The organism is Desulfitispora alkaliphila, from assembly GCF_050433185.1.
GTDB lineage: Bacteria > Bacillota > Desulfitisporia > Desulfitisporales > Desulfitisporaceae > Desulfitispora > Desulfitispora alkaliphila.
The window spans coordinates 55,322-80,927 of the sequence record NZ_JBNPXS010000004.1 but is presented as its reverse complement, the minus strand read 5'-3'; the positions used below and the strand labels follow the sequence as shown (position 1 = coordinate 80,927).

General features: G+C 39.4%; 22 protein-coding genes. All 22 read left to right on the top strand.

From position 1 onward, the window contains the following. Positions 1 to 4: 4 nt before the first annotated feature. On the top strand, positions 5 to 1,540 hold the full coding sequence (gene malQ, locus GGQ84_RS02780; RefSeq protein WP_429158842.1) for a 4-alpha-glucanotransferase: 1,536 nt from the start codon (positions 5 to 7) through the stop codon (positions 1,538 to 1,540). Beyond that, complete coding sequence (locus GGQ84_RS02775) at positions 1,527 to 3,485, top strand: DEAD/DEAH box helicase family protein (protein ID WP_429158839.1); 1,959 nt, start codon at positions 1,527 to 1,529, stop codon at positions 3,483 to 3,485. The genes malQ and GGQ84_RS02775 overlap by 14 nt, the downstream gene beginning before the upstream one ends. Beyond that, complete coding sequence (locus GGQ84_RS02770; protein WP_429158926.1) at positions 3,475 to 4,224, top strand: ComFC family protein; 750 nt, start codon at positions 3,475 to 3,477, stop codon at positions 4,222 to 4,224. The genes GGQ84_RS02775 and GGQ84_RS02770 overlap by 11 nt, the downstream gene beginning before the upstream one ends. Before the next feature lie 127 nt (positions 4,225 to 4,351). Further along, on the top strand, positions 4,352 to 4,792 hold the full coding sequence (locus tag GGQ84_RS02765; RefSeq protein ID WP_429158836.1) for a TIGR03826 family flagellar region protein: 441 nt from the start codon (positions 4,352 to 4,354) through the stop codon (positions 4,790 to 4,792). Positions 4,793 to 4,991: 199 nt separating this feature from the next. Next, complete coding sequence (gene flgM / locus GGQ84_RS02760; RefSeq protein ID WP_429158834.1) at positions 4,992 to 5,285, top strand: flagellar biosynthesis anti-sigma factor FlgM; 294 nt, start codon at positions 4,992 to 4,994, stop codon at positions 5,283 to 5,285. 16 nt (positions 5,286 to 5,301) lie between these two features. After that, positions 5,302 to 5,802 carry a flagellar protein FlgN gene (locus GGQ84_RS02755; RefSeq protein ID WP_429158831.1) on the top strand — a complete coding sequence of 167 codons (501 nt, stop codon included), beginning with the start codon at positions 5,302 to 5,304 and terminating at the stop codon, positions 5,800 to 5,802. 32 nt (positions 5,803 to 5,834) lie between these two features. Then, positions 5,835 to 7,529 carry a flagellar hook-associated protein FlgK gene (flgK, locus tag GGQ84_RS02750; RefSeq protein WP_429158828.1) on the top strand — a complete coding sequence of 565 codons (1,695 nt, stop codon included), beginning with the start codon at positions 5,835 to 5,837 and terminating at the stop codon, positions 7,527 to 7,529. A gap of 32 nt (positions 7,530 to 7,561) precedes the next feature. Then, positions 7,562 to 8,506, top strand: a complete 945-nt coding sequence (gene flgL / locus GGQ84_RS02745) for a flagellar hook-associated protein FlgL (RefSeq protein ID WP_429158825.1) — start codon at positions 7,562 to 7,564, stop codon at positions 8,504 to 8,506. Positions 8,507 to 8,518: 12 nt separating this feature from the next. Then, a complete protein-coding gene (locus GGQ84_RS02740; RefSeq protein ID WP_429158823.1) occupies positions 8,519 to 9,085 on the top strand; it encodes a DUF6470 family protein in 567 nt (188 codons plus the stop codon). A 43-nt stretch (positions 9,086 to 9,128) separates the two neighbouring features. Continuing rightward, a complete protein-coding gene (fliW, locus tag GGQ84_RS02735) occupies positions 9,129 to 9,578 on the top strand; it encodes a flagellar assembly protein FliW (protein ID WP_429158820.1) in 450 nt (149 codons plus the stop codon). 1 nt (position 9,579) lies between these two features. Next, positions 9,580 to 9,807: a carbon storage regulator CsrA gene (gene csrA / locus GGQ84_RS02730; RefSeq protein ID WP_429158817.1), complete on the top strand. Its 228-nt coding sequence runs from the start codon at positions 9,580 to 9,582 to the stop codon at positions 9,805 to 9,807. A gap of 242 nt (positions 9,808 to 10,049) precedes the next feature. Further along, positions 10,050 to 12,299, top strand: a complete 2,250-nt coding sequence (locus GGQ84_RS02725) for a flagellin N-terminal helical domain-containing protein (RefSeq protein ID WP_429158814.1) — start codon at positions 10,050 to 10,052, stop codon at positions 12,297 to 12,299. A gap of 105 nt (positions 12,300 to 12,404) precedes the next feature. Next, a complete protein-coding gene (locus GGQ84_RS02720) occupies positions 12,405 to 14,195 on the top strand; it encodes a tetratricopeptide repeat protein (RefSeq protein ID WP_429158811.1) in 1,791 nt (596 codons plus the stop codon). A gap of 142 nt (positions 14,196 to 14,337) precedes the next feature. Further along, positions 14,338 to 14,748 carry a DUF8042 domain-containing protein gene (locus tag GGQ84_RS02715; protein WP_429158808.1) on the top strand — a complete coding sequence of 137 codons (411 nt, stop codon included), beginning with the start codon at positions 14,338 to 14,340 and terminating at the stop codon, positions 14,746 to 14,748. Positions 14,749 to 14,766: 18 nt separating this feature from the next. Further along, positions 14,767 to 14,976 (top strand): YjfB family protein, encoded by a 210-nt coding sequence (locus tag GGQ84_RS02710; protein WP_429158805.1) that lies wholly within the window; start codon positions 14,767 to 14,769, stop codon positions 14,974 to 14,976. A gap of 24 nt (positions 14,977 to 15,000) precedes the next feature. After that, the gene (locus GGQ84_RS02705) at positions 15,001 to 15,240 is read left to right on the top strand and encodes a hypothetical protein (RefSeq protein ID WP_429158802.1); all 240 of its coding nucleotides are present in this window, start codon (positions 15,001 to 15,003) and stop codon (positions 15,238 to 15,240) included. 417 nt (positions 15,241 to 15,657) lie between these two features. Next, positions 15,658 to 16,137, top strand: coding sequence for a fibronectin type III domain-containing protein (locus tag GGQ84_RS02700; protein WP_429158800.1), 480 nt, complete (start codon positions 15,658 to 15,660; stop codon positions 16,135 to 16,137). An 859-nt stretch (positions 16,138 to 16,996) separates the two neighbouring features. Further along, positions 16,997 to 17,224 carry a helix-turn-helix domain-containing protein gene (locus tag GGQ84_RS02695; protein ID WP_429158923.1) on the top strand — a complete coding sequence of 76 codons (228 nt, stop codon included), beginning with the start codon at positions 16,997 to 16,999 and terminating at the stop codon, positions 17,222 to 17,224. Positions 17,225 to 17,253: 29 nt separating this feature from the next. Beyond that, entirely contained in the window at positions 17,254 to 17,856 is a 603-nt protein-coding gene (locus GGQ84_RS02690) for a DUF1819 family protein (RefSeq protein ID WP_429158797.1), read from the top strand. Then, positions 17,857 to 18,435, top strand: coding sequence for a DUF1788 domain-containing protein (locus GGQ84_RS02685; RefSeq protein WP_429158794.1), 579 nt, complete (start codon positions 17,857 to 17,859; stop codon positions 18,433 to 18,435). Between the two features lie 13 nt (positions 18,436 to 18,448). After that, positions 18,449 to 22,030 (top strand): BREX system P-loop protein BrxC, encoded by a 3,582-nt coding sequence (gene brxC, locus GGQ84_RS02680; protein WP_429158791.1) that lies wholly within the window; start codon positions 18,449 to 18,451, stop codon positions 22,028 to 22,030. Between the two features lie 12 nt (positions 22,031 to 22,042). Then, positions 22,043 to 25,597, top strand: a complete 3,555-nt coding sequence (gene pglX / locus GGQ84_RS02675; protein ID WP_429158788.1) for a BREX-1 system adenine-specific DNA-methyltransferase PglX — start codon at positions 22,043 to 22,045, stop codon at positions 25,595 to 25,597. The last annotated feature ends 9 nt before the right edge of the window (positions 25,598 to 25,606 follow it).

Genomic DNA, 25,606 nt, shown 5'->3' with positions numbered 1-25,606 from the left:
TACCTTGAAACGATTAGATAAAGGAAGCGGAATTTTACTTCACCCCACATCCTTACCTTCTAAGTGGGGGATTGGGGACATGGGAGCAGGAGCCAGGGAGTTTGTAGACTTTCTGGCGGCCAGTGAGCAGAGATACTGGCAGATTCTGCCCTTAAATCCTGTGGGATACGGAAATTCGCCCTATCAGTGCTTTTCTGCCTTTGCAGGCAATCATTGGCTCATAAGTCTAGAGGAGCTGGAGAGTCAGGGGCTGTTGGCTCAAGCAGAGTTAGAGCTAGAGCAAAAGGAGAAGTACCCCAGTGACAGGGCTCAGTTTGACTTAGCAGCTCAGCTAAAGGAGCCCCTGTTGCGGAAGGCTAAGGACAGATTTTTTGGGGAAGGGGGCACAAGCGCACCTGAGTACCAGCACTTTGTTAGTAGAAATAGATACTGGCTAGATGATTATTGCTTCTTTATGGCGCTTAAAAAGAACTTTTCAGGCCAGGCTTGGAGCCAATGGCCTCGGGAACTGGTAATGCGCCAACAGCAGGCTCTAGAACATTGGCGGGAGCAACTCCAAGGTGAAATTGACTACCACTACTTCCTCCAGTACCAGTTTTTCAGTCAGTGGCAGCAAATTAAAGAATACGCTGAAGAAAAGGGCATCTCCATTATTGGAGACATCCCCATCTTTGTTGCTTATGACAGCAGTGATGTGTGGGCTAACCCCCACCTATTTAAGCTAAATCAGGATAATTTGCCCACAGTAGTTGCGGGAGTTCCCCCTGACTACTTTAGTGAGACGGGGCAACTCTGGGGCAACCCCCACTACCGGTGGGATGTGATGAAGGAAGATAAGTACTCCTGGTGGCGCCAGCGCTTTGAGCAGGCCTTCAGCACTGCCCAGATTGTGAGGATTGATCACTTTCGGGGCTTTGAGAGCAGTTGGGAGGTGCCCTGGGGCGAGGAGACAGCGGTAAATGGGCATTGGGTCAAAGGCCCTGGAGCAGAATTCTTTAAAGAGTTAGAAAACCAGCTTGGCAAGATGAATGTGATTGCAGAGGACTTGGGGATTATCACTGAGGAAGTAAACCAGATGCGAGCAGAGCTTGGCTATCCAGGAATGGGAATTATTCATTTCCTCATGGAAGGGGGCCCTGTAGACCTATTTACAAATTTGTTTGCCCAGGATAAGGTTATCTATACGGGAACCCATGATAATGACACTACCTGGGGCTGGTACAGTCAGTCTTTGGAGCAGCGACCGCAGGTGATAAAGTTAGCCCAGAAGTACTTTCAGATTGAACCTACCGTAGGAAGAGAAGATTTGTGTTGGCGTATGCTTAAGATGGCTTTTGAGAGCAGCGCCTCCATGGTTATTGTACCTCTGCAGGATGTTTTGGCTTTGGGCACCGAGGCCAGGATGAATACTCCGGGGACGGTTGGTGACAACTGGCACTGGCGCTATGATAGTAGTGTTCTCACAGGGGCACTGGTAGATAAGCTTAAAAGGCTGACTCGGGAAACCGGTCGAGGGGGAGTGAAATGTGAAAACAGTTGATAATCTCTGTTGGAAGGGCTATCTCTATGTGGCTTGGGGAAGCCGCAGTGCCACCTTGGCATTGAGTCCCGTCCCGCAAGTTGATTTGGGTTACTTAAAGGCAGCTAAGGGCTACCACAGCCTGCTCTGCCTTACTCCAGAGCTTCCACTGGGACAAGCCTGCTATGTGTTTTCCCAGGTGAGCTCCAAGGAAGCTCATAAGCCAATTCACTATCAAGTGAGCTCTAAGAGCTTTTCCAAGAAACTATTGGAAAGGTTTTTAGGTGATTTTCCAGCTACTAGCTCCATGGGCCTTTTGATTAAGGATTTGGAGCGGCGCACTAAGGGTGCTTTGGAGCAACTGGGAATAGAGCAGGAGTTACACCAATTTCAGGCCTCAGAAAGCTATAGCTTAGAGCTATCCCAAGAAGGGGAATACTTGGATGGATTAAAGGAACTCTTAGAGGGGCGGATTCTCTTGGGTGCTGAAGTGAGACAAGCTATTTCCAGCAGGTGGCTGGAGCAGGAGTTATCTAGCTTTGAGCTAAAGGCCCTACTGCAGCTACTATATCTGAAGGAAGAACTTCATATATATCCTGGTATTCAATATGAGAGCCAGGAGGGGAAGGCTTGTGTTCGCTGTGGCAGCACCCAAAAGATTGTAGTAGCTACCTGCTTTGACTGCAACAGCAAATCCTGCTCTTACTGTGAGGAGTGTATAGCCATGGGAGAAGTGAGGCTGTGCAGGGCTCTTTATTCGGTTTCTGCTACCAGTAGCTACGGGAGCAGTGCTGAGGATGCAGATAGTTTTAGGGCACCGATTATTTGTCAACTGGGATTTCCCCTGACTTTAGCCCAGAAGGACGCCAAAGAAGAATTGGAACGAATTCAGGGAGAGGACAGATGGCAGAGAGCTCTGGTATGGGCAGTGTGTGGAGCGGGCAAGACTGAAGTTAGCTATGGAGTTATCGAGAAAATATTAAATCGCGGGGGAAGAGTGCTCTTTGCCATTCCCCGGAGAGAAGTGGTGGTTGACTTGTGGCCTCGGCTTAAATCAGCCTTTCCCCAAGCTGATGTGGTAGCCCTGTACGGTGGTTGCAAGGACAAGTATGCCAAAGGGCAGCTGGTTTTGGCCACAACCCATCAGACCATGCGCTTTTACCAATGCTTTGACCTGGTGATCTTAGATGAGGTAGATGCCTTTCCCTTTAGGGGAAGCCCCATGCTCTATGGAGCAGTGGAGCGAGCAAAAAAACCTGAGGGCAAGGTAGTCTACATGAGTGCCACTCCCAGAGAGGACTTGATTGTGGAGGCAGACCGAGGTGAGATTGGGCTTGTGCATATACCAGCGCGCCATCACGGGCATCCAGTGCCCGAGCCTCAGTTTTTAATAGGAAAGCACTGTCAGCTGGTCAAGGGTGGAAAGCTCTCCATTAGCCATACACTATTAGAATTTATCCACAGCTCAGTAGAGGGGGATTTAGCCCAGCTATTTGTTTTTACCCCTTCTATCTTCCTGGCAGAGCAGGTGGGAAAGGCACTGAAGGAAGCCACTCGCCTTCCGCCCTTTAACAGCTTTGATGGCACCTGGGTGGAATACAGTCACTCCCGAGATGATAATCGAGGGGAGAAATGCAGGGGCTTTGCCCATGGCCAGTTCCCCATCTTCGTGACTACCACCATTGTGGAGCGAGGCATTACAGTGGAAAAGGCCAATGTGCTGGTTCTCTTTTCCGGGTACAGTCACATTTTTGACCGGGGGACACTGATTCAGATGGCTGGTCGTTCCGGTCGCAGTAGTAAATATCCTCAGGGAAAAGTGCTCTTTGTAGCAGACAAGGTTAGTCAAGCCATGGAAGAAGCAGTGCGGGATATTAGGCGCCAGAACAACTTGGCCAGAGCTAAGGGGTATTTGGTAGAGGAAAACATGTGGTCCGAAGGTGGTGAGAGCAGTGATGTTAAGTAAATTAGCTGGGGAGATGATGGATCTGTTTTTACCTAGGGAGCCCCAGTGCGCCCATTGTGCAGGCCCAATGCACTCTGACTTTTTCCATAAGGAATACAGGGGAGCAGGGCTTTGCGGTAACTGTCTGAGACAGTTAGAAGAAATTATTCCACCCTACTGCAAGCGCTGTGGTAAGAGTACCCAAAGGCAAGTAGCTCAGTGTCCTAACTGTGAGTCCTTAAGGGATTCCTTTACCCTAGTTCGGGCCGTGGGCTACCACAGGGGTCTACTTCAAGAAATGCTACACCAATACAAGTTTGTGGGGAAGCGCAGCTTGGGGCCATCTCTGGGAAGGATTATGGCTACGGAATTGATTGGGCACAGGGATTACAGCAACGCTGCAGCTTTGATACCCATACCCTTGCATGGGGAAAAATTAGTCCAGCGGGGTTTTAATCAGGCAGAAGAACTAGCCCTGGAGCTGGGCAAGAACTTAGGAATACCTGTAGTAAATGCCATAAAGCGAGAGCAAAATACGGCTATTCAGAGCAAGTTGAGCAAGCGTGAGCGCTTAGATAACGTGCGGGATGCCTTTACAGTTGAACCATCTGAGGTGAAAAAGCTTCAGGGGAAGGATGTAATCTTAATTGACGATGTGGTTACTACGGGAGCTACCTGTCACTATGCAGCTCGAGAACTGCTGAGTGTAGGAGTTAGTAAGGTTAATGTATTTGCTTTGGCTCTAGGGGTTAACAATTAAAGTAATAGGACTTTTGATATATTTTTTCTAAAACTAGATAAAAAATGCAGGAATAAGCTCACCTTTAGGCGAAAAAAGATAAAATATATAAAGGAAAACAGTGTAGGAACCAAGAGGAGGTGGGCAAATGAGCGTTAAGAACTGTCCCCAGTGCGGACGCATTTTTATGTACACTACTAGAAATCTCTGTCCCAGATGTATAGAAGAGGACGAAGAGAATTACCTAAAGGTAAAGGAATATTTGTGGGAAAATCCAGGAGCTAATATTGCTGTAGTAAGCGAGGAAACTGGAGTTAGCGAAAAGAAGATTATTTCCTATCTGCGTGAAGGGCGACTGGAGCTGAGCAAGAACTCTAGCGGTATTGTGCTCTATTGTGAGCGCTGTGATGCCAAGATATTCACAGGGCGTTTTTGCGACAAATGTGCCAAGGATTTAAAGAGCGGTTTATCTCAAGGACTAGGTGGAGGAGATGCCTCTGATGAAAATAAGTGGCAGGGTAAGGATCCCAATTTGAGTAAAAAGGATAAAATGGAGATCCATATGAAGGACAGATTTAGAAGGCGCTAAAAGTCAACTGGTTGCGGTTGGCTTTTTTCCATATATAAGAAAATATTAAACGCTATAGGCTATTTTTAGCACTGAGAATGAGTATGAGGGAGATATGGGGAGGAAGCTAATAATAAACAGGGTATACTCCTGTTTATAAAAAGATACTGTTAGCCGATAATAGGTTTAGTAGAAAAGTACGGTGAGGCAGGTGAATTCCATGAAAATAACACATCCCCACTTAAATAGCATGCTAAATAGCTATAAGAAGACTGCTGTAGAAGGGAAAAAGAACCAGCAGCAGAGTACAGGAGTGCAGAAGCGGGATAAGTCAATGATCTCTCAACAGGGGAAGCTGTATCAGACAGCGGCCAAGGCCCTAAAGGAGACTTCTCAGGTGCGAGAGGAACGAGTAGAAGCGGTGAAGAAACAGGTAGAAGCGGGAACCTATAATGTTTCAGGTAAAGAGATCGCAGAGAAAATAATGACTAAGGGAATTGATGAATTAATTTAGTGATGGGGTGAATTAGATGTCCAGCTTTGCAAATTTGGCACAGGTACTAAGAGATGAAGTAAAACATTACAATGGGATTTTGAGCATAACAGAGGAGATGCAGAAAGCCTTGGTGGCTAACAACTTTGAGGAGCTCAATAGCGCTTTGAAAAAGCAGCAATTATCAATTGTGGCCTCGGGCAAACTGGAGGAGGAACGCTCCCAAGTTCTGGCTAATTTGGGCACAGAGCTGGGCTTAAGTGCCAAGGATATAACCTTGTCTATGGTAATTGAAGTGGCACCCCAGGAAAAGCGAGAGGAATTTATAGAGTTGCAAAAGCAACTTACGGACAAAGTGGACAAAATCAAGACAGTGAGTAGCCAGAATGAGGTTTTGATTAAGGATTCCCTTAGCTATATCGATTACGCCATGAAAATGTTTACCGCAATTGAGGAGAAGAAGACCTACGACCGGGGCTCAGAACAGGATGCCAATAAGCGCCAGTCGGTTAACCGGGTCTTTGATAAGCGGGTTTAATTATAGAAGAGTAACATACGGGAGGAAGCAGAATGCGGACTACTTTTTTCGGTTTAGAAATAGCCAGAAAGGGATTGCAGACTCAACAGCGATCCCTTGATGTGACTAGTCATAATATAGCAAACGCCAATACGCCAGGTTATTCTCGGCAAAGTGCCGTTCAGAGTGCAACTAGGCCCTGGACTATTCCCAGCATGAACAAGCCCCATCAAGCGGGGCAGGTGGGAACAGGATCTGAGGTGCAGGAAATTCAGCGCATGCGGGATCAGTTCATCGATTTACAGGTGCGCAACGAGAGCAAAGAGCTGGGCTATTGGGATGCCAAGGCAGATACTTTGCAGAAGCTAGAGGTGGTCATTAACGAGCCCTCTAACGCGGGACTGCGCACGGTAATGGATCAGTTCTGGGAGTCATGGCAGGAATTGTCCAAGAACCCAGAGAGCGACGCGGTGCGAGCAACTGTGCGCCAACGGGGAATTGCTGTGGCTGAGACCTTCCGCCATATGGACAGGCAGCTTACAGAGCTTCAGCAGGATATAAACGCCACTGTAGGAGTAAAGGTAGATCAGATTAACTCACTAGCTCGACAAATTAGAGACTTAAATGATCAGATTGTGCGAATTGAAGTGGATGGCTCCAACGCTAATGACCTGCGAGATAAGCGGGATCACTTAATGGATGAACTGAGTAAGATTGTGGACATGAGCTATGTGGAGGACCAGGACGGCTCAGTTAGGATAACAGTGGGCGGCAAGGCCTTAGTGATGGGAACTAGGGTTAATGAACTAGAGACTGTGCCTATGACCAGTACTAGTCAGTACAATGACTTAGACGGAAATGTCCACGAGTGGGAACTGGACAAAATCAAGGGCATAAACACGGTCCAGTGGAAAGATGGGGCAGCCTTAAATATTAGAAGTGGAGAGCTACACGCCCTCATGGAATCTGTGGGTTACATAGAGAATGGAGAAGTAAAGGGAATTATCCCAGACATGATGCGAGAGATAGACCACTTAGCAAATTCTGTAGTTACAGCAACTAACTGGACTCACTTGCAGGGTTATGGGTTGGATGATACAGATGCGCGGGTGTTTTTCACTCAAACCATATTATCAGAAGCGGAAGATACTACTAACGATCCGCCTATTCAAGAGTATGAGGCTTTAGCTCCAGTTAGAGCTAGAGATATGTTTGTGGACCAAGAAATTATTAATGATACTGGTAAGATTGCTGCTAGTAGGGATTTTATAGGTGAATCTGGAAAGGAACGAGTGATAGCAGGTGACAATCAAAACGCATTAGCATTAGCAGAACTTAAGCACAATATGGCAGTTATAACTTCAAGGGAATATATGCGAAACCCTCAGTTGGTAGAGTTGCCTGGGGTCGGAGTAGGCAATTTTAGTGATAATTTTACGATTGTTGATAAGTATGGAAATGATATGACAGTCAATACTTCTAAAGCAACCTTTGACGACTTCTTCCGTGGGGTAGTAGGTCAACTGGGTATAGACACCCAAGAAGCAGAGCGAATGTCTTTAAACCAGGAGCAGTTACTCAATCAACAGATAAACAGAAGAGAATCTGTTTCAGGAGTTTCCCTAGATGAAGAAATGGCTCATATGATTAAGTTCCAGCACGCCTACAATGCGGCGGCTAGAACGATGACTACCATGGATGAAATGCTAGATACCCTTATAAATAGAGTAGGATTAGTTGGAAGGTAGATAGGTAAAAGCAAGTAGAAGGAGTGAGAGTGGTGAGAGTAACTCAAAACATGATGAGCAACAATATGCTCCGCAATATGCAGCAAAACCTGCGCAGCATGGAAAAAATACAGCACCAGATGGCCAGTGGCAAGAAGATGCGGCGCCCTGCCGATGACCCAGCTAACCTGGTTAACGCTCTTAGAAATAGAACCCAGCGCACGGAAATAGACAAGTACAAAGGTAACGTGGGAGATGGTCTGACTTGGATGGAGAACATAGACGCAGCATTAGGTGAGACTGGAAATGTAATGCACCGGGTTCGGGAAATCACAGTGAGGGGTGCCAATGACACCTACTCAGAAACTGACTTTAAAGCAATGGCCGATGAAATTAGACAGCTGCGAGATCACTTAGTTCAGGTGGCCAATACCAAGGTGGGAGATAGACATATCTTTGCAGGGACCGATACACTAAACTCCCCAGCTGTAATTAATGGAGATGGTGCCGTAGAGTGGGAAGGTAACAGCAAGGATATTGAATTTGAAATCGGCCAAGGTGTGAAGGTGCCAATCAATGTGGATGGCGGCAACGTCTTTGGGATTAGAGATAATGACGAAGCATCTGCTACCTACGGTGAAGTTACAGAAGACATTTTTGGCCTCTTAGATGAATTAGCAGATAAATTAAGTAAAGAAGATTTTGACCCAGATATAGATCAAAAGGCTGTATCAGAATATTTAGGGGAGATTGACAAGTTTATGGATAATATCCTCACTACTAGAGCTGATGTGGGAGCAAGGGTGAATAGATTAGATCACACCCAATCTTGGTTAACAGACTTAAACATCAACCTAACAGACCTATCCTCCAAGATGGAGGATGTGGATATGGCCGAGGCTATTACCCACTTTACTAACTTTGAGAATGTGTATCGGGCTTCTCTAGCTACTGGAGCTAGAACTATTCAGCCCACATTAGTTGACTTCCTGCGTTAGGCGGTGAGTTGAATGGATTTGAGAATCCACAGTCAACAGGGCCAAATAGGTCTAAATATTACTAAAAATCATTTTCAAATGAAGTCTGAACAACCTAGAATGGAGTTAAGTCCAGTAGAGCCAGCGGTAATCATTGATGTGCACCACCCCAGGATAGTTGAAATAGATCAAACCCAGCAGTTTGACGAGCTTGGTCGCAAGAAACATGTATCTTTTGCCAAAACATATGCTAATAATGGCAGGGCGGCAGCGGCTCGGGGGATAGATCGCAGGGTGAATGAGGGCAACCGCATGGCGGACTTTCATGAGTCTGTAAATGTAGCTAGAATAACTGCTCAGCGGGAACAGGTTCCCAGAGAAAAGCGACTAACTATTGAAGTTCTTCCCAAAACTCCAGTGGATATCAGGTTTGACATTAGAGATGTACAGGTGGATGTACGGAAGGGAAGTGTCAATGGCCAGCTCATTAGGGGTCGGACTAACATTCATGCTAGAGATGGCAATGTGGACGTGTACTGGCAACAGAGACCTCATATTGACATCACCTATGTAGGTAATAATTTGGATAAAATATTTTAAAATAGACCCGGAAAAGGGTCTTTTTCACTATAGGAGGGTAACAATGAAGATAAATACCAGAGACTTTGGTGAATTAGAAATAAACCCCGATGATATTATCTTATTTTCTCGGGGCATTCCCGGATTTGAAGAAAGCCACAGATTTGTATTAATTGATCACAGTGAGGACAGTCCCTTTCACTTCCTTCAAGCGGTGGATCAACTCGAGTTGTCCTTCGTGGTGGCAGAACCCATGGCCTTTTTTACCGACTACAAAGTAAAGCTAGACAAAAGCGACCTGGTAGACATTGGCATTGAAAGGGAAGAAGAGGCAGTAATCCTGGTGTTAGTCACAATTCCCCACAACAATCCTCAAGAGATGACAGCAAATCTTCAGGCTCCACTGATTATCAATGGTCGCCGAAAACTGGGTAAACAAGTTATACTGCCTGATAGTGGTTACACAACTCGCCACCGGCTCTTTAATGAGCAGGCCCAGAAAGAGGTGAAATAATGTGCTGATCCTGAGCAGAAAAGAAGGGGAAGCCATTGTCATCGGGAAGGATATCAAAGTTACAGTAACTGAGGTCAAGGATGGCCAGGTGCGCTTGGGGATAGATGCACCAAAAGAGGTGGATATTTTCAGAAAAGAGCTTTACGATGCAATTCAACAGGAAAATAGAATGGCTGCTGCCCCTAATATAACAGAGTTAAAAGAAATAATAGGACGAGTAAAAAAATAGGATTGAGGCTTTAGTAAGAGAATTACAGCGTAAAAAGAAAATATATACAGCTAAATCTCTTAAAACAGCGTACAACAATTTAATCAAATAGAAATAATAACCGAAACTATTAATGAGTCAAGTAATTGATTCACTCAGTCAATTCCGGCCGGATTGCTCTGAAGAATCAAAGATACTAAGTTTCCCTTAAGGCAAGGAAGCCATTCAAGGGAGAATACATATAATTCAAGGAGGAATTAATAATGAGAATTAACAACAACTTAATGGCAATGAACACCCATCGTCAGTTAGGGATCGCTCAAAACAGTGGCTCAAAGTCGATGGAAAAGTTATCTTCAGGCTTTAGAATTAACAGAGCTGGAGACGACGCAGCAGGATTAGCAATCAGTGAAAAGATGAGAGGGCAAATTAGAGGTTTGAATCAAGCTTCTAGAAATGCACAAGACGGTATTTCACTTATTCAAACAGCAGAAGGTGCTCTAAACGAATCTCACGCGATTCTTCAAAGAATGAGAGAACTAGCAGTACAATCAGCCAATGATACCAATGTAGACGTTGACCGTGACGAGCTTCAAAAAGAAGTAAACCAACTATCTGCAGAATTAACAAGAATTTCTGAAACTACCGAGTTTAATACACAAAACTTACTTGATGGAACTATGGATAATACTATATTCCAAATTGGTGCTAATCAAGACCAAAATATTGAGCTGGCTATTAATGACATGAGTGCTGAGGCTTTAGAAGTGGTTTCTGATGTTACAAGTATGGGTCAGTCTGGTGCAGGTGTAACAGGGGTAGAAGCAGATTTAGGTTTTAATTTAGACGGATTCAGTTTAACAGCAACTGGTGGTGGAGCAATAGCAGCAAGACTTACAGCTGACAATGAAAATGTGATTGAAGAATATGCACCGGATATTGACACGTATTTTGCTGTTGGAGTTTCGAATACTGATGCACAAGCTGAATTTGCTGGAAACGAGATCAGTATTGCAGCTTATACAGGGTTTGACTGGACTAACTTAGGGAACACTTCATCAGGAGCTCAAACAAATGAAATTGAGATCGAAGCCTCTGCAAGTGGAGACCACATTACAGTTAATATTAGTGCAGAAGATGCTGATGGTAATGTGTTTACAAGTGTGGATCCTGGAATTGCAGCAAACACAGACGGAGAATTTGTATATAATGACCACGGTGTTGACTTTACTCTAACATCTATTGAATCAGGACAGACGTTCACCCTTGATTTAAATGATATCGTAGATGACGGTGGATCTGCAATAGCAAATCATGCAGTATTAAGTAATTTTAGTGTAAATGCTTCTGCAGCCACTTCAGTTAATTCATCTCTAATAAGTACAGTCGCAGTAAATGCAAGTGGTTTATTAGAAGGAACGGACCATTTTGATTTAAATGTAACAGGACTTTCAACTGATGGTTCTGGAACTATAGAAGTTATCATTAAATCTTCTGGTGACACTGTTTTATCAACAGACACTTACACATTTGATTCAGGTGGATTAGGTGTTGGTGGTAATGGAAATACAGATTTCACTTATGATAACCATGGCATTACATTTACAATTGACTTTGATGATTTAGATATTGGTGGAACTGCAACAGCAGGACTTACATCCATTACAATGACTGGTTTAGAAGTAGAAGTTGATAATAACGTACTTGACTTGTCTTCAGCTAATACAGCAGGAAGAGAAATGGAATTTGACATCGCAGATGCAAATGGAGATATGCAAACAATTAGTGTTACTCTAAGTCAAGGAGTACACGGACTTGATGATTTAGTTGCAGCAATAAACGCAGAGGCAACAACTGGATTTGGTGGAGATATTGCAGCATTAAATACTGCAGGAGACAATATTATTTTAGAATCAAACTTTGAAGGGGCATCAACCATTACTGTAGCAACTGATGGAGACATACTTGGTCTTCTTGCTATTAGTACAAATGGTGCTAGCCTAAGAGCAGGAGCAGACGATAGTGTAGAGTTAACTTTCAGTGATGGTACAGACACTTATACAGATACTATTGCTCCAAGTGATAATACAGTGCGTTTCTTCGATGGTGATGGGAACAGAGTTCAGTTTGACCTAAGAGGATACGACAATCTGCAAGGATTGAATGTAGGAGATGTATTCTCCGCATCAGATTTTTCTAGAGATGTAGAAGGAATTGACATTTCTTCACACGAAGCAGCCAATGTGGCAATTACAGCGATCAATGATGCACTAGAAAACGTATCAGCTGAAAGATCTAAGCTTGGTGCGATCCAAAACCGACTAGAGCACACCATTTCCAACTTAGATAACGTATCTGAGAACTTACAAGCAGCAGAATCTCGAATTAGAGACGTAGACATGGCACAAGAGATGATGGAGCTTACAAAGCAAAACATACTACAACAAGCTTCAACTGCCATGTTAGCACAAGCAAACCAAGCACCACAATCAGTGCTTCAGTTATTAGGATAAGATCAATAGCTTAAAACAATTTCAAAAGCAAGATCCAATAAGAGGGTCAGAGGATTTTTCCTCTGGCTCTTTATATATAATGCTTTTATAAGGAGGGCCATATTCATGGATCAAAAGGATGTTTTAGATAGAATACAAAAAATCAAAAGAACCATAGAGAAATATATCAAAGAAGAAAAATATAAAGAGGCTATGTTAGGAATTGCAGAATATGAGAAGGTAATACCAAAAGATAAGGATATATTACTATATAAAGGACAAATTACATATAAACAAGGTGATATTGAAAGAGCAAAGGAACTTTTCTTACAAGGGTTAAAAGAAAATCCAAATGTTTTCATGTTTTCCTACTTTTTAGGGGCATGCTTTGAAAAGGAAGAGCAGTATTTAGATGCTTATAACTCATACAGAAATGCAGAATTTCTAATACAAGATGAAAAAGAAAAAAAACTAGTGCAAAATTCAATGAATAGGCTCAAGCTTAAACTGGAAAAGAATAAAAATAGAGGTATGAAAATCAATCATAAAAAGGACTATTATGAGTATATCGTAAAGGCAAATAAAGAGGTTGTAAGAATCATCTATAAGCTCGACGAGTTAAGACTGTCTAAAGGTTTTTTAGAGATAATCATAGAAAACGCAAAAATTGATGAGGGGAAAGTCTTTGAAATAAACTGTAATGATGGAGTAATAGCAAGAACCCTCTCAGATATAGGCTTTAATGTCTTAGCAGTGGATAATAATACTGAAACCAGGTTAAAGTGGATAGGAATAGAATTAAATAGTAAGATTAGGGATACATCCATAGGGACGGCAAAGTACCTAGACATGAACTTCGATCTAGACAAGGCAAAAAAACTATCGGATAACTTTAATATGATAATTCTGTTACCTAGAAAGCGTAGTTTTTTTGAGGAATTCTCGCTAGAAGAACTAAAGGAGTATATTGATACATTAGAAGAAAAATCAAAAGAACACTTCTTCTTCGCACTACCGGCAAAATTAGAAGATCATAGTGAAATGCATGAGAAAATATCTAAGCTTAAGGAATATATAGATAGTAAAAAAACATACAAGGTGATAAGAGATAAAAGAATAGAAGGATATGAATTACTTTTCTTAGATAATTTGAAAGAAGAGAAGAATAAAACCTTAATACCAACAGGTTTAGAAGTTGAAAAATCAAAATCGAGTATCTTTTATGTAGATATAGAAAAATGTTGCGACTTAAATGGTTTTCACTATGTCAATGACTGGCAACATTTTGTTGAAGTGATAAAGGAATATGAAGAAAATCCAAATATTCGATACGAAGACTCAGTATTAAAAAAATACTATGAAAGCTTCACCCCTAGAAACTTACAAGAGCAGTATTATTTTGATGACGAAATAGAAGAAAGTAAAAAGCCAATTTCAGAAGGTTGGGGAATATATCCATGGTTCAATGTGAAAGGTAAAGTAAAAGCTCAAACTAATAGAGTAGAAACAAGACCGGGTGGAAGTCATCATTTTGGACCTAATAAAGACTCTTTTGGAAAAGAAGAGTTTGATAGAATAATCACTACTTATAAAATACTTAAAGATAGTCCTTACGAACCTGAAATTTATGTGGATGGATATATGTATGGTTATATTTTGAAAAATGGAAAGGATTATAGATTTTTGTTTACGGAAGGACAGCATAGAATCGCAGTTTTTGCTTATTTAGGATATAAAAAAGTAAAGTGCAAGTTGGTAGATGAAAAAGTTCAAAATGGTGTGGTTGATATTGACGATATTAAAAAATGGGGAATGGTTAAAAGTGGAGTGTTTTCTAGAAATTTAGCTAAGCAACTATTCAATAAATTCTTTGAAAGAAGGGGAATAAAAGTCGCGAAAAAATTGGATTTAATATAAGTAGGTGATAAAGTAAAAAATAACTAAATGGTAATAAATACTTATCAATATAAATTCATGGATTCTATATAAAAAGAGAATAGAAGACTATGCAGGTAGTACGAAATGTATAAGGAAGATGGAAAAGTAAGTATTGAATACTATGACTAAAAAAGAAAGGATTGAAAATATGACTAAGATAATGACCGAAGATGAAATGGTAGTAATAAATAACACAATAGAACTAATGAAAACCATGGAAGAAGGAATAGACTACGTTAATAAAAAGTTTAATGAACTGAAAGTAGAAGAGACCATAAATATGCTAATAGACCTTACAGAGGCCTTTACAACAATAGAAGGAGCAGTAAGTCCATTAATAGTAAAGTTTGAAGAAAATGAAATAGAAAGTAAAAATGAAGAATTAAAATCAGCCCTAGAAATACTATTAAAAGACCTAGAGCAAACTAATGGCAAAAAAGCAATAGATATAATGAAGCTACATTTAATACCAAAGTTTGATGCCTGGAAAGAGGAGATGACTAGAGTTTTAAAGCCATATATTGTTTCTTAAAAGAAAGGAGCGAATACCATGGATATAGCAGCATTATCAATGAGCCTCAGCCAGATGAAGCTCCAGCAGGAAGCTAGTATATCCGTCATGAAGATGGCGATGGATACCCAAAGTGGAGGATTGGAAAAGCTAATGGGGAGTAGTCTAGAATCCTTAGAGGCTAGTCAAAGGATGATGGAGCAATCCGTGAACCCTAACCTGGGTAGTAATTTAGACATCAAGCTATAATTAAAACCAAATAGGACTGATAAAATGAAAGACCAAGAGCAAGTTAAAAAAGAAATGGAACAACAACTGGAAAGGGTAAAGTACAGAATCAAAATTCTTGACTTGATAGAGGAAAAAATCTTTGAAATGAGAGAGCTAGCCCAAAAGGTCGTAGATGGAGATTTAACCGATGAAGAAACGGAGAGCATCAACCAAAGAGTAAAGAACTTAGAGCAGCAGGTAAGGTTATTGGATGTTGAAAAAAGGGATGAGTTGGAAAGTTAAAGAGAGGAGGCAGGACCTTTCTTTTTTGTTATAGGGGAAAAGACATTTGGTTTATGGAAGTTCGAAAGATATCGACTACCGTCTACCGGGAGGTTTTCGGGTGAAGAAATTGAAATTGGTGGATTTATTTTCTCATAGCGCTCATGTTGAGACGGTAAATCTACTACAAAAAGCAAAAACTTAGAAATCCTTAAATTTAGGCACTTTGCGACATATTGCTCATTCGATGAGCATGCTGAGAAATGCAAGAACAAACAAGTTAATAGCTTCATCTGGGTTTCCATTGTGATAGATATGGAGCAGGGGAATACACTAAATCAATAAATGTAGTATACTTAAGAAGATAAAATTAATAAATATACGGGTATATTTTATTAGCAAGTTATGATAAATACGCATTAGGAGGGGTTAAAGAAAATGAGTAAGAAGAGTAAAATGTTATTGTTGAGTTTAGTAGTACTGTTAGTAATGTCGATAGCAGTTGTAGGTTGTAATGGAACTACAGAGCCAGCACCAGAACAACAAGAGGAACCATCTGGTGATACAGAGCCAGCACCAGAACAACAAGAGGAACCATCTGCTGATACAGATGTAGCTGCGGAAGAACCAGTAGAACTAGCAGCACTGTCTCCCGCTGAAGGAGATTTTATCCCAGGGACTTCAATTACTTTCAGATGGGAAGCTACAGAGTGTGCTGAAAATTATAGAATAAGAATTGTCAGGCAAAGTGATGGCACAGTTTTTTATAACCGTTTGACCGAAAGCACAAAAAGCAGTTATACTGTTTCTAACTTCTTGGATGACGGTGAAATATACTGCTGGCAAGTGTCGATGCTTAATGCCGAAGGTTGGAGCGATTGGTCTGATAACAATTGTTTTACCAATAGTGATCAATAAGGGGACGGGGGGGGCAGGAATTTTGTCCAGCAAGTTTAGTCGTGCCTTTTGAGGGCTGTGTGCGTTCAACTCCCACCACCATCTGACCTTATACCCGATTAGCCAGACATATACAAGTTAGGTTTTGAACACGATTAATGCTCTCGACCTGTTTCCCCATACGACGGTTTCTCAAAAATAAGCGAAAAACCGATTGATCTCTTCCCCAATACGTCGGTGTCAAAAATCAATTTCTGACATCAATGCTATCAACTCGAGCCACGTCGAGTGTGTGGTGTTGATAGAGAAGAAGTAGGTTGGAATCAGTGGCTTATAGATTTTAAATGAAAATCGAAGAATGATTTATGTTCCCCTAGACTACGGTTTAGGGGATTTTTGCTTTAGGGGGGTGAGCAATTTCGCAGAATGAAGGTGTTTTGCGAAATTGTAATGATGTTTGTTTCCCTGAAGGAATCATGTTGAGGCGGTTGCTCTGCTGACAAGAAAATAGATGTATAAGCCCTTGGAAATGACGTATTTACGGTGTTTTCAGGGGTTTGTTTATTTTTTGAGAGTGGCCAAAGAGATAGATTTTGGGTGTGTTTTAAGGGGATGAGGAAAAAGAGCTGAATTGAGCTCACCCATGGAAATGTAGTTTTGCTTTAAGGGTTTAACGGTTTAGCGAAAGAACTCCTATATAAAATTTTTCAGCAAATGAATCCTTAAGATACTCATTATAGGCTGAAATTAAGCTGTCAACCATTTTTATATTTAAGAAAAAATCTCAAATATCTATATTTTTTTATTGGTTATTTGAAAGCTATTGTGCTATACTATATTTGTGTAATTCTATTCCTAATTAAAAATCGAGGTGTTTATGATGAGTGTATCCTATAACAAATTGTTTAAGTTATTAATCGATAAAGGCATGAAAAAAACTGAATTGCGCAAGGAAACAGGGATTAGCCCTAACACCTTGACTAAATTATCAAACAATGAATATATTTCAATGGAAGTACTGGTGAAAATTTGTCGTGTTCTTCATTGTGATGTAGGGGACATTATGGAGGTAATTCCAATAGCCGATGATAAGAAAGAAAGTAAATGAATAGATATGATAACAGGAGGAAAAACAATATGGAACGTAAAGAATACAGTGCAGGAATGGTCAAACTTTCGTTCTGGTTTTCCGAATTTCGCAAGGTAATTCAATTACTGAATAGTGGAAAGACGCTACCAGAAATAAAGGAAATGAATTTAGAAGAAAATATATTTTCAGCACCGACAGAAGCAAGATCCATTCAAATTTTTAATACCATATCTACTCGTGTTAAAGCCTTGGATCCTAGCTTTTATAGACTATTTGAAGAAAGTGACGTATTGAATCAAAAGCTTATTACTTTAGTCGCAATAATGGAGAGCGATACACTGTTCTTTGATTTCATGTATGAAGTCTACCGTGAAAAACTGATTATTGGTGTGGATGAAATCACAGATAGTGATATCAGTATCTTCTTCAAAGACAAGCAATTACAAAATGAGCGAGTTGCTAAGTGGACAGATTATACATTGAAGCGCCTTGGGAATTGCTATAAGACCCTTCTTATGGAAGCTGGGGTTTTGGAAAGGGCAACTAAGGTCCGAAAAATCCGAAAACCAATCCTCGACAAGACATTAGAGGATAAACTCAAAGAAAACCATATGGGGTTAACACTTCATACTTTGATGGGGGTGAGATAGATGGCCAGTTTAGAAGAAAGGCTGGATGTTGCTGAGCGACTTATAAAGAGTGAGAGCTTTAGACAGAACAAAGGATTGGGAAATGAAGTAGGGTACTATGTTTTTGATTATCCTGCTGAGAAAGAGTTGATTGTCAGGGAACGAATTGATTATATGAAGGGTAAAAATTTAAAAGGTTCAGATGGCTTTGAGCTGGTTGTCTTTGATTTATATGATATTGTAATTGATATTCTAGAATCTGAAGGCTTTATGGATCAATGCTTTAAATTTGAAAAGAAAAAAGGTCTTGAACGTATCATCAAAGCTGTGGGAAATCTATTACAAGTTAATGATGAAGACAGCATGATTGTAAAACATATACAAGAAAACACACCGAAGGATGCAGTGGTCTTTCTGATAGGGATAGGTAAATGCTATCCGATACTAAGATCACACAAGATACTTAATAATCTCCATCAAGCGATAGACAGAGTACCGGTAGTTCTTTTTTATCCTGGAAAATATGATGGACAAGAATTGGTCCTTTTTTCAACCATAAAAGATGATAATTACTACAGAGCTTTTAAGCTAGTAGATTAGAGGGGGATAAGATATGTTTATAAAAGATATGTTTGCAAAGCCAATTGATCGAGATATCAAAGGTGTTATCAAAGTAGGGCAAGCTGATGACGAAAATATCAAACAGGAACTTGAAGAATATGTCGTTACCAGAGAGCTTCAAAAGCATTTTGCTGACTTTTTAAGTAGCTACAAAAAAGGTGTCAATGGCCATACAGATAAAATGGGTGTTTGGATTTCTGGTTTCTTTGGAAGTGGTAAATCCCACTTCTTAAAAATATTATCTTATTTACTTGAGAACAAGGTAGTCAATGGCAAGAATGCGATCGATTATTTTATAGATGACAACAAAATTATCGACCCAATCGTGCTTGCAGATATGAAACTTGCGGCTAGTGTTCCTACGGATGTGGTTCTCTTTAACATTGACTCAAAGAGTGAAATGTCAGGAAAGCAGTCAAAGGATGCCATCGTTTCTGTATTTTTAAAGGTGTTTAATGAAATGCAAGGATTTTGTGGATCCATTCCTTTTCTTGCAGATTTGGAAAGGCAATTGGTAGAGCAAGAGAAATACGAGATATTTAAAAATAAATTTCAGGAAGACTTCGGGAAACCATGGGAAGAATCCAGACATAAATTTGACTTCATTCAAGACTCTGTAGTTGAAGTCCTGTTAGAAATGGAATTCATGAGTGAAGCAGCAGCTAGGAATTGGTGCGAAAAGGCTACGGAACCTTATCAACTTAGCATAGAAAATTTTGCTAAAATGGTAAGGGAGTATCTTGACAGAAAAGGACGCAACCACCATATTGTGTTTTTAGTAGATGAGATTGGGCAGTACATAGGCGAGGATTCTAAGCTCATGCTCAACCTACAGACGGTAACGGAGGATCTGGGTACCGCTTGCCAAGGTAAGGTTTGGATAGTTGTGACTAGCCAACAGGATATTGACTCCATTACAAAAACAAAAGGCAATGATTTTTCGAAGATTCAAGGGCGTTTTGACACACGTCTTTCCTTGTCATCTGCCAATGTGGATGAGGTTATTAAGAAGAGAATCCTTGATAAAACAACAACAGCTGACCAAACTTTAAGAATTTTGTATGAGCAAAAATCGACAATTATTAAAAATTTAATTGTCTTTAATGATGGTGTAGAAAAGAAATTATATAGTAATGAAAATGACTTTTCTTTGGTGTATCCTTTTGTACCTTATCAGTTCAATTTGCTGGCAAGTGTTCTAACTTCTATCAGAACTCATGGTGCATCCGGTAAGCATCTTTCTGAAGGTGAACGTTCCATGATTGCACTATTTAAGGAGTCAGCCATGAAGCTTATGGATAGAGACCATGGTGCTTTGATTCCCTTTAATGTGTTCTATGATGCCCTGCATCAGTTTCTGGACCACAGTCACAAAGGGGTTATTTCACGTGCGGCTGACAATAGCTATATCAACCCTGATCAAGAAGCGGATTGCTTTAATGTCAATGTCCTAAAAACTCTGTTTATGATTAAGTATGTTAAAGAAATTACTGCGAATATTGACAATATAACCAGTCTGATGATATCAGATATTGACACCGATAGAATTGCTTTGAAAAAGCGAGTAGAAGAAGCACTGAAGATCTTAGTTCGTCAGATGCTAGTTCAAAAAAATGGCGAAATCTATGTATTCTTAACAGATGAAGAGCAGGAAATCAATAGAGAAATTGAAAACCAGAACGTCGAGATGGCAGAGGTAATAAGTAAAGCTTCGGAGCTAATTTTCGAAGACATTTTCAGTGATAAGAAATACCGATATCCGGCGTTCAATGGACGATATAGCTTTGCTTTCAACCAGATTGTAGATGATAGACCTTACAAATCTAATCAAAACCACGATATTGGTGTTCGTGTTTTGACTCCAGGGTCTGATTACGGGGAGGATGAAACTACCCTTCGAATGATGTCAGGTCAAGGTAAGGAAGTTCTTGTTGTACTACCTAATGATTCTACTTTTTTAAATGAACTCCGAAGTGCTCTTAAAATAGAGAAATATTTAAGGCTTACGACGTCAAATAAATTAGCTAAGTTTGAGCAGATCAAAGAGGCTAAGCGAATTGAGATGCGTGAAAGAAATGGCAATGCAAAACTGTTTCTGCAAGAATCTATGAAAAATGCTGACATATATGTAAATGGAGATCGGGCACAGATTGGATCGAAAGAGGTGTCTTCTCGTATTAATGAAGCTATCGGACGATTAGTTTCTACCGTTTACCACAAGCTACCCTATATTGATGCTGCTATGAATGAAGCAAATATAAGAGCATTATTCAAATCATCCAACCAGCAGTCACTAACCATTGAAGGTGATCAGGAAGCAAATGTAAATGCTATCCATGATGTACTTAGTTATATTGCTAGCAACTCATCTATGCATACGAAAACATCTATGAAAAGTATTATGGATCGTTTTATGAAAGCACCTTACGGTTTTGTGGAAGATGATGTGGAGTGGATAGTGGCAAAGCTGTTTAAAAATGGAGATATCTCTATGACGGTTAATGGTGCTAGTATTACTTTAATGAATAAATCGGAAGATGAGATCATTAGATATATCACTAAAAAAGAGTATGTTGAAAAACTTCTTACAGAACGACGTAAGCAAGCGGGTATTGAAGAGAAGAAAGCTGTTCGTGAAGTCATGAAGGAATTATTTGGTGTGTCAAGTATCAATGATGACGATGATTCCATGATGCAATCATTCCAAAGCTATAGCAAGAATATTATTAACGAACTGGAAAAGTTTGAAATCATGTATCGTAGTCACCATTTGCCAGGGAAGAAAATCATTACTAATGGTAAAAGCTTACTTCGTGCAGTTGTTCAGATAGAGTCGCCTTCAGAATTTTTCAAAAAAGTCCATTCCGATCGTGATGACTATCTTGATTTTGCGGAAGATTATGAACCTGTAAAAGCATTTTTCTCAGGGGAACAAAAGACTATTTTTGAACGTGCCCTTCGTTTGATGAAAATCTATGATGAAAGTAAAACCTTTATAGTAGATGAAAAGGTAGAGGAATGTGTCAAAGCGGTTAAAGGCATTATAACTAAAGAAATGCCATATAGTGATATTCCTAAACTACCTGATCTTTTAGATCGTTTCAACGATGCTTATATGGCTGTTTTAACTAAAATGGAAGGACCTATTCTAAATGCCATAGCAGATTCAAAAACTAGAGTATTTGAGGTGCTTGATACCAAGGCTTATAAGCATGAGCTAAAAGATCGGTATATTAAGCTATTTAAAGAAATTCATGATAAAGCAACTACATGCAACAATGTGGCTACGCTTCAGAATGTAAAGGTTGAAGCAGATGCACTGAAAGTAAGACTTCTTAATGAAATGGCTAGAAAAGACGAAAAAATAGCCGAAGAAACACCTCCATATGGCGGCGAGACTCCAAGTCCAAAGCCACCAGTGAAAAAAAGAAAGAGCATTAGCATTAAGAATGTAAGTTTGACTTCATCATGGCAAATAGAAACGACTCAAGATTTAGATAAATATATAAGTGATTTAAGAGAAAAAATCATGAAGGAAATCGATCAAGATACCATAATAAATATTGAGTTTTAGAGGAGGAAAACCATGAATAAAACTGCGATTAAGCATTTTGCTATATGGGCAAGAAACAAGCTCATAGCAGATATAATCTATAAAGCTGGACTTTTAGGCATCACTGAAAAAGAAATCAAGAATCCGCTACCACAGTCAACACAAACTGTTCAGTTTTTTGATATCGGAACTAAAGAGCCGAACTCTATTACAGGCACTGAAATTGAACAGCGAAAGAAATTAGTAGAAGAGATTCAACGAAAATCCAGTCAGGTTGATTATAATACAGCATATAAAAATGTTATCGAGGAAGTAGCCTATACCTGGTTTAATCGTCTGATTGCTATTCGTTTTATGGAAGTGAACGATTATCTTCCAACCCGAGTAAGGGTACTTTCTTCTGAAAGTAAAGGGAAATCGGAACCAGATATTGTAACACACGCATTAGACGTAGACCTTGAGTATTCAGCTTACGAAAAAGACCAAGTTATGAAGCTTAAACAAGAAAACAAGCTGGATGAACTGTTTCGAATGCTTTTTATTAAGCAGTGTAATGCTTTAAACGCTAACCTTCCTAATCTTTTTGAGAAAACCAGTGACTATACTGAACTTCTTTTAAATGTATCTTTTACGGATAAAGATGGTGTTGTTTACCGCTTGGTTAATGATATCCCAGAAGATGATTTTAATGTATCCAAGGAAGGACAAGTTGAGATTATAGGATGGTTGTATCAGTATTATAATACGGAAATCAACGAACTAGTATATGATGGAAGTATGGCTAAAACTAGGATTTCTAAGGAATTATTGCCTGCTGCTACAACAATTTATACTCCTGACTGGGCTATAAGATATATGATTGAAAATAGTCTTGGGCGTTTTTGGTTAAAAGGACACCCCAATGAGGACATGTGTGCTGGATGGAAATACTATATTGATGACGTAGAACAAGATAGAAAAGTGCACGAACAACTGAGTGATATATATAAGCGAAGCAAGGTAATTAACCCAGAAGAAATTAAACTAATTGATCCGTGTATGGGTAGCGGACACATTTTGGTGTATGCGTTTGATATATTAATGCAAGTATATGAATGCTGTGGGTATAGCAAAAGAGATGCTGCAAAAAAAATTATTGAGAAGAATATATATGGATTAGATATAGATAAGCGTGCATATCAGCTTGCGTACTTTGCTATTATGATGAAAGCAAGACAATATAATAGACAAATTTTCACATCTAAAATATCATGCAATGTTTATGAGATAATAGAAAGTAATACGATTGATCGAAATCAATTAAAATTCTTTGGTTCGGCAATGAACGAAAGAATGCGTAAAAATGCACTTAGTCAGATGGAATACTTGATAGACCAGATGTATGATGCTAAGGAGTATGGCTCTATACTAAAAATAGAGAAATTAGATTGGGTTTTACTAAATGACTTTTTAAACAGTATCAATATTTCTGGACAGATCACAATTGACACAATCAATATTGACATGACTCGGAAACAACTTATTAAGCTCGTTCAAGTGGCTTCTGTTTTAGCAGGAAAGTTTGATGTGATAGTAACTAACCCTCCATATTTCAGCAGTCTAAGGTTTAGTACTAAATTATTAGAGTATGTGAATAACCATTACTCAAGTGTTAAATCAGATTTATCAATGATTATGTATAAAAAGGCCATTGATGATTTTTCTAAGGAAAACAGCTACATCTCTTTTATAACAACATCCTCATGGATGTATTTAAAAAGTTTCGAGAGTTTGAGGGAGTATATATTAAATAATATTGACTTCGTATCAATAGTAGATTTTGGCACTGAATTATTTGAAGGTAAAGTAGGTCACAATCCTATTGTAGCTTGGGTAAATCACACTTGTCATACAAATAGAAAAATTGTAGGAATCAGACTTGTTGATTATTGTTATTCTCGTAGAGGCGAAAAAGAAGGAGAATTTTTTGAGGCTAAAAACAGGTATTATCCTCATCAAGATAATTTATTGAAAATTCCAAGTATGCCAATTGCATATTGGGTAAGTGAGAAATTTGTGTCAAATTTTGAAAAAGGTTTAAGAATAGATGGTATTAGTGATTTTACCGGATCACAAAATATTACAGCGAATAATGAAAAATTCATCAGGTATATATGGGAAATTAGTAATAAACATATTGGAGAAAACAAAAATTGGTCTTTTTACGCAAAAGGTGGCGATTTTAGGAAGTGGTACGGAAACATTGAACTGGTAGTTGATACAAGCTCTGCTGCGATTAATTTTTATAAAAATAATTCCACATCAAATTATTTAAATGAAAAATATTGGTACAGAGAGGGTATAACTTATTCAGCTGTTACTACAAAAGGGACTGGATTTCGATATTATCCACCTATAGGGGGATTTGATAAAGGGGGTCCTACGATTTGCTATATTAAAGATTTATATTATGTTCTTGGTTTATTTAACACGAAGGTAGCAGGTATGATTTTAAATATGATGAATCCAACTATTAATTTACAAGTTAAAGATATTAAAGCGTTGCCTATAATATTTGATTATGAAAAAAAAGATATTATAGAGAAATTAGTCAAAGAGAATATCTCTTATGTAAAATTGGATTGGGATAGTTTTGAAACCTCTGCAGATTTTAAGATCCACCCACTTATAATGAATAAAGAAATACTTTCTGAAGTTTTTATTGATTGGCAACAATTTGCTAAATCACGATTTAATCGGCTTAAAGAGAATGAAGAAGAACTTAATCGTATTTTCATAGACATTTATGGGCTCTCAGATGAATTGACACCAGAAGTCAAGGAAAAGGATGTTAGTATTCGAAAAGCTAATATTGGTCGTGATATCAGGAGCTTTATCTCCTATGCTGTAGGCTGCATGATTGGTCGCTACTCCTTAGATGTAGAAGGCCTTGCCTATGCAGGTGGAGACTGGGATAATAGTAAATATAGCACCTTTATACCTGATAAGGAAAATATCATACCAATTACTGATGAAGAGTATTTTAAAGATGATATCGTAGGCTTATTTGTAGCGTTTGTGAAAAAAGTGTATGGAGAGGATACCATTGAAGAGAATCTTGACTTTATAGCTGAAGCCTTAGGGAATAAAGGTAATATTTCACGTGAGGTTATTAGAAATTACTTTATCAAGGATTTCTTTAAAGATCATTGTAAAATTTATAAAAAGCGACCAATCTATTGGCTGTTTGACAGCGGCAAACATAATGGTTTTAAAGCATTGATATATATGCACCGATATGATGAAAATACCATAGGTAATCTGCGTATTGATTACCTACACAAGATGCAACGAATTTATGAAAATGAGATAACAAGAATGCAGGAGACCATTGAAAACAGCAATAATGCTCGTGAAGTTACTGCGGCCACAAAGAGAAAAGAAAAGCTTATAAAGCAGCTAAAAGAGACTAAAGAGTACGATGAAAAGATTGCCCATCTTGCATTAGCTCGTACTCCTATAGATCTTGATGATGGTGTAAAGGTAAATTATGAAAAAGTACAAATGGATACGGAGGGCAAGAAGTTAGATGTACTTGCTAAAATCTAAGTGAAAGGA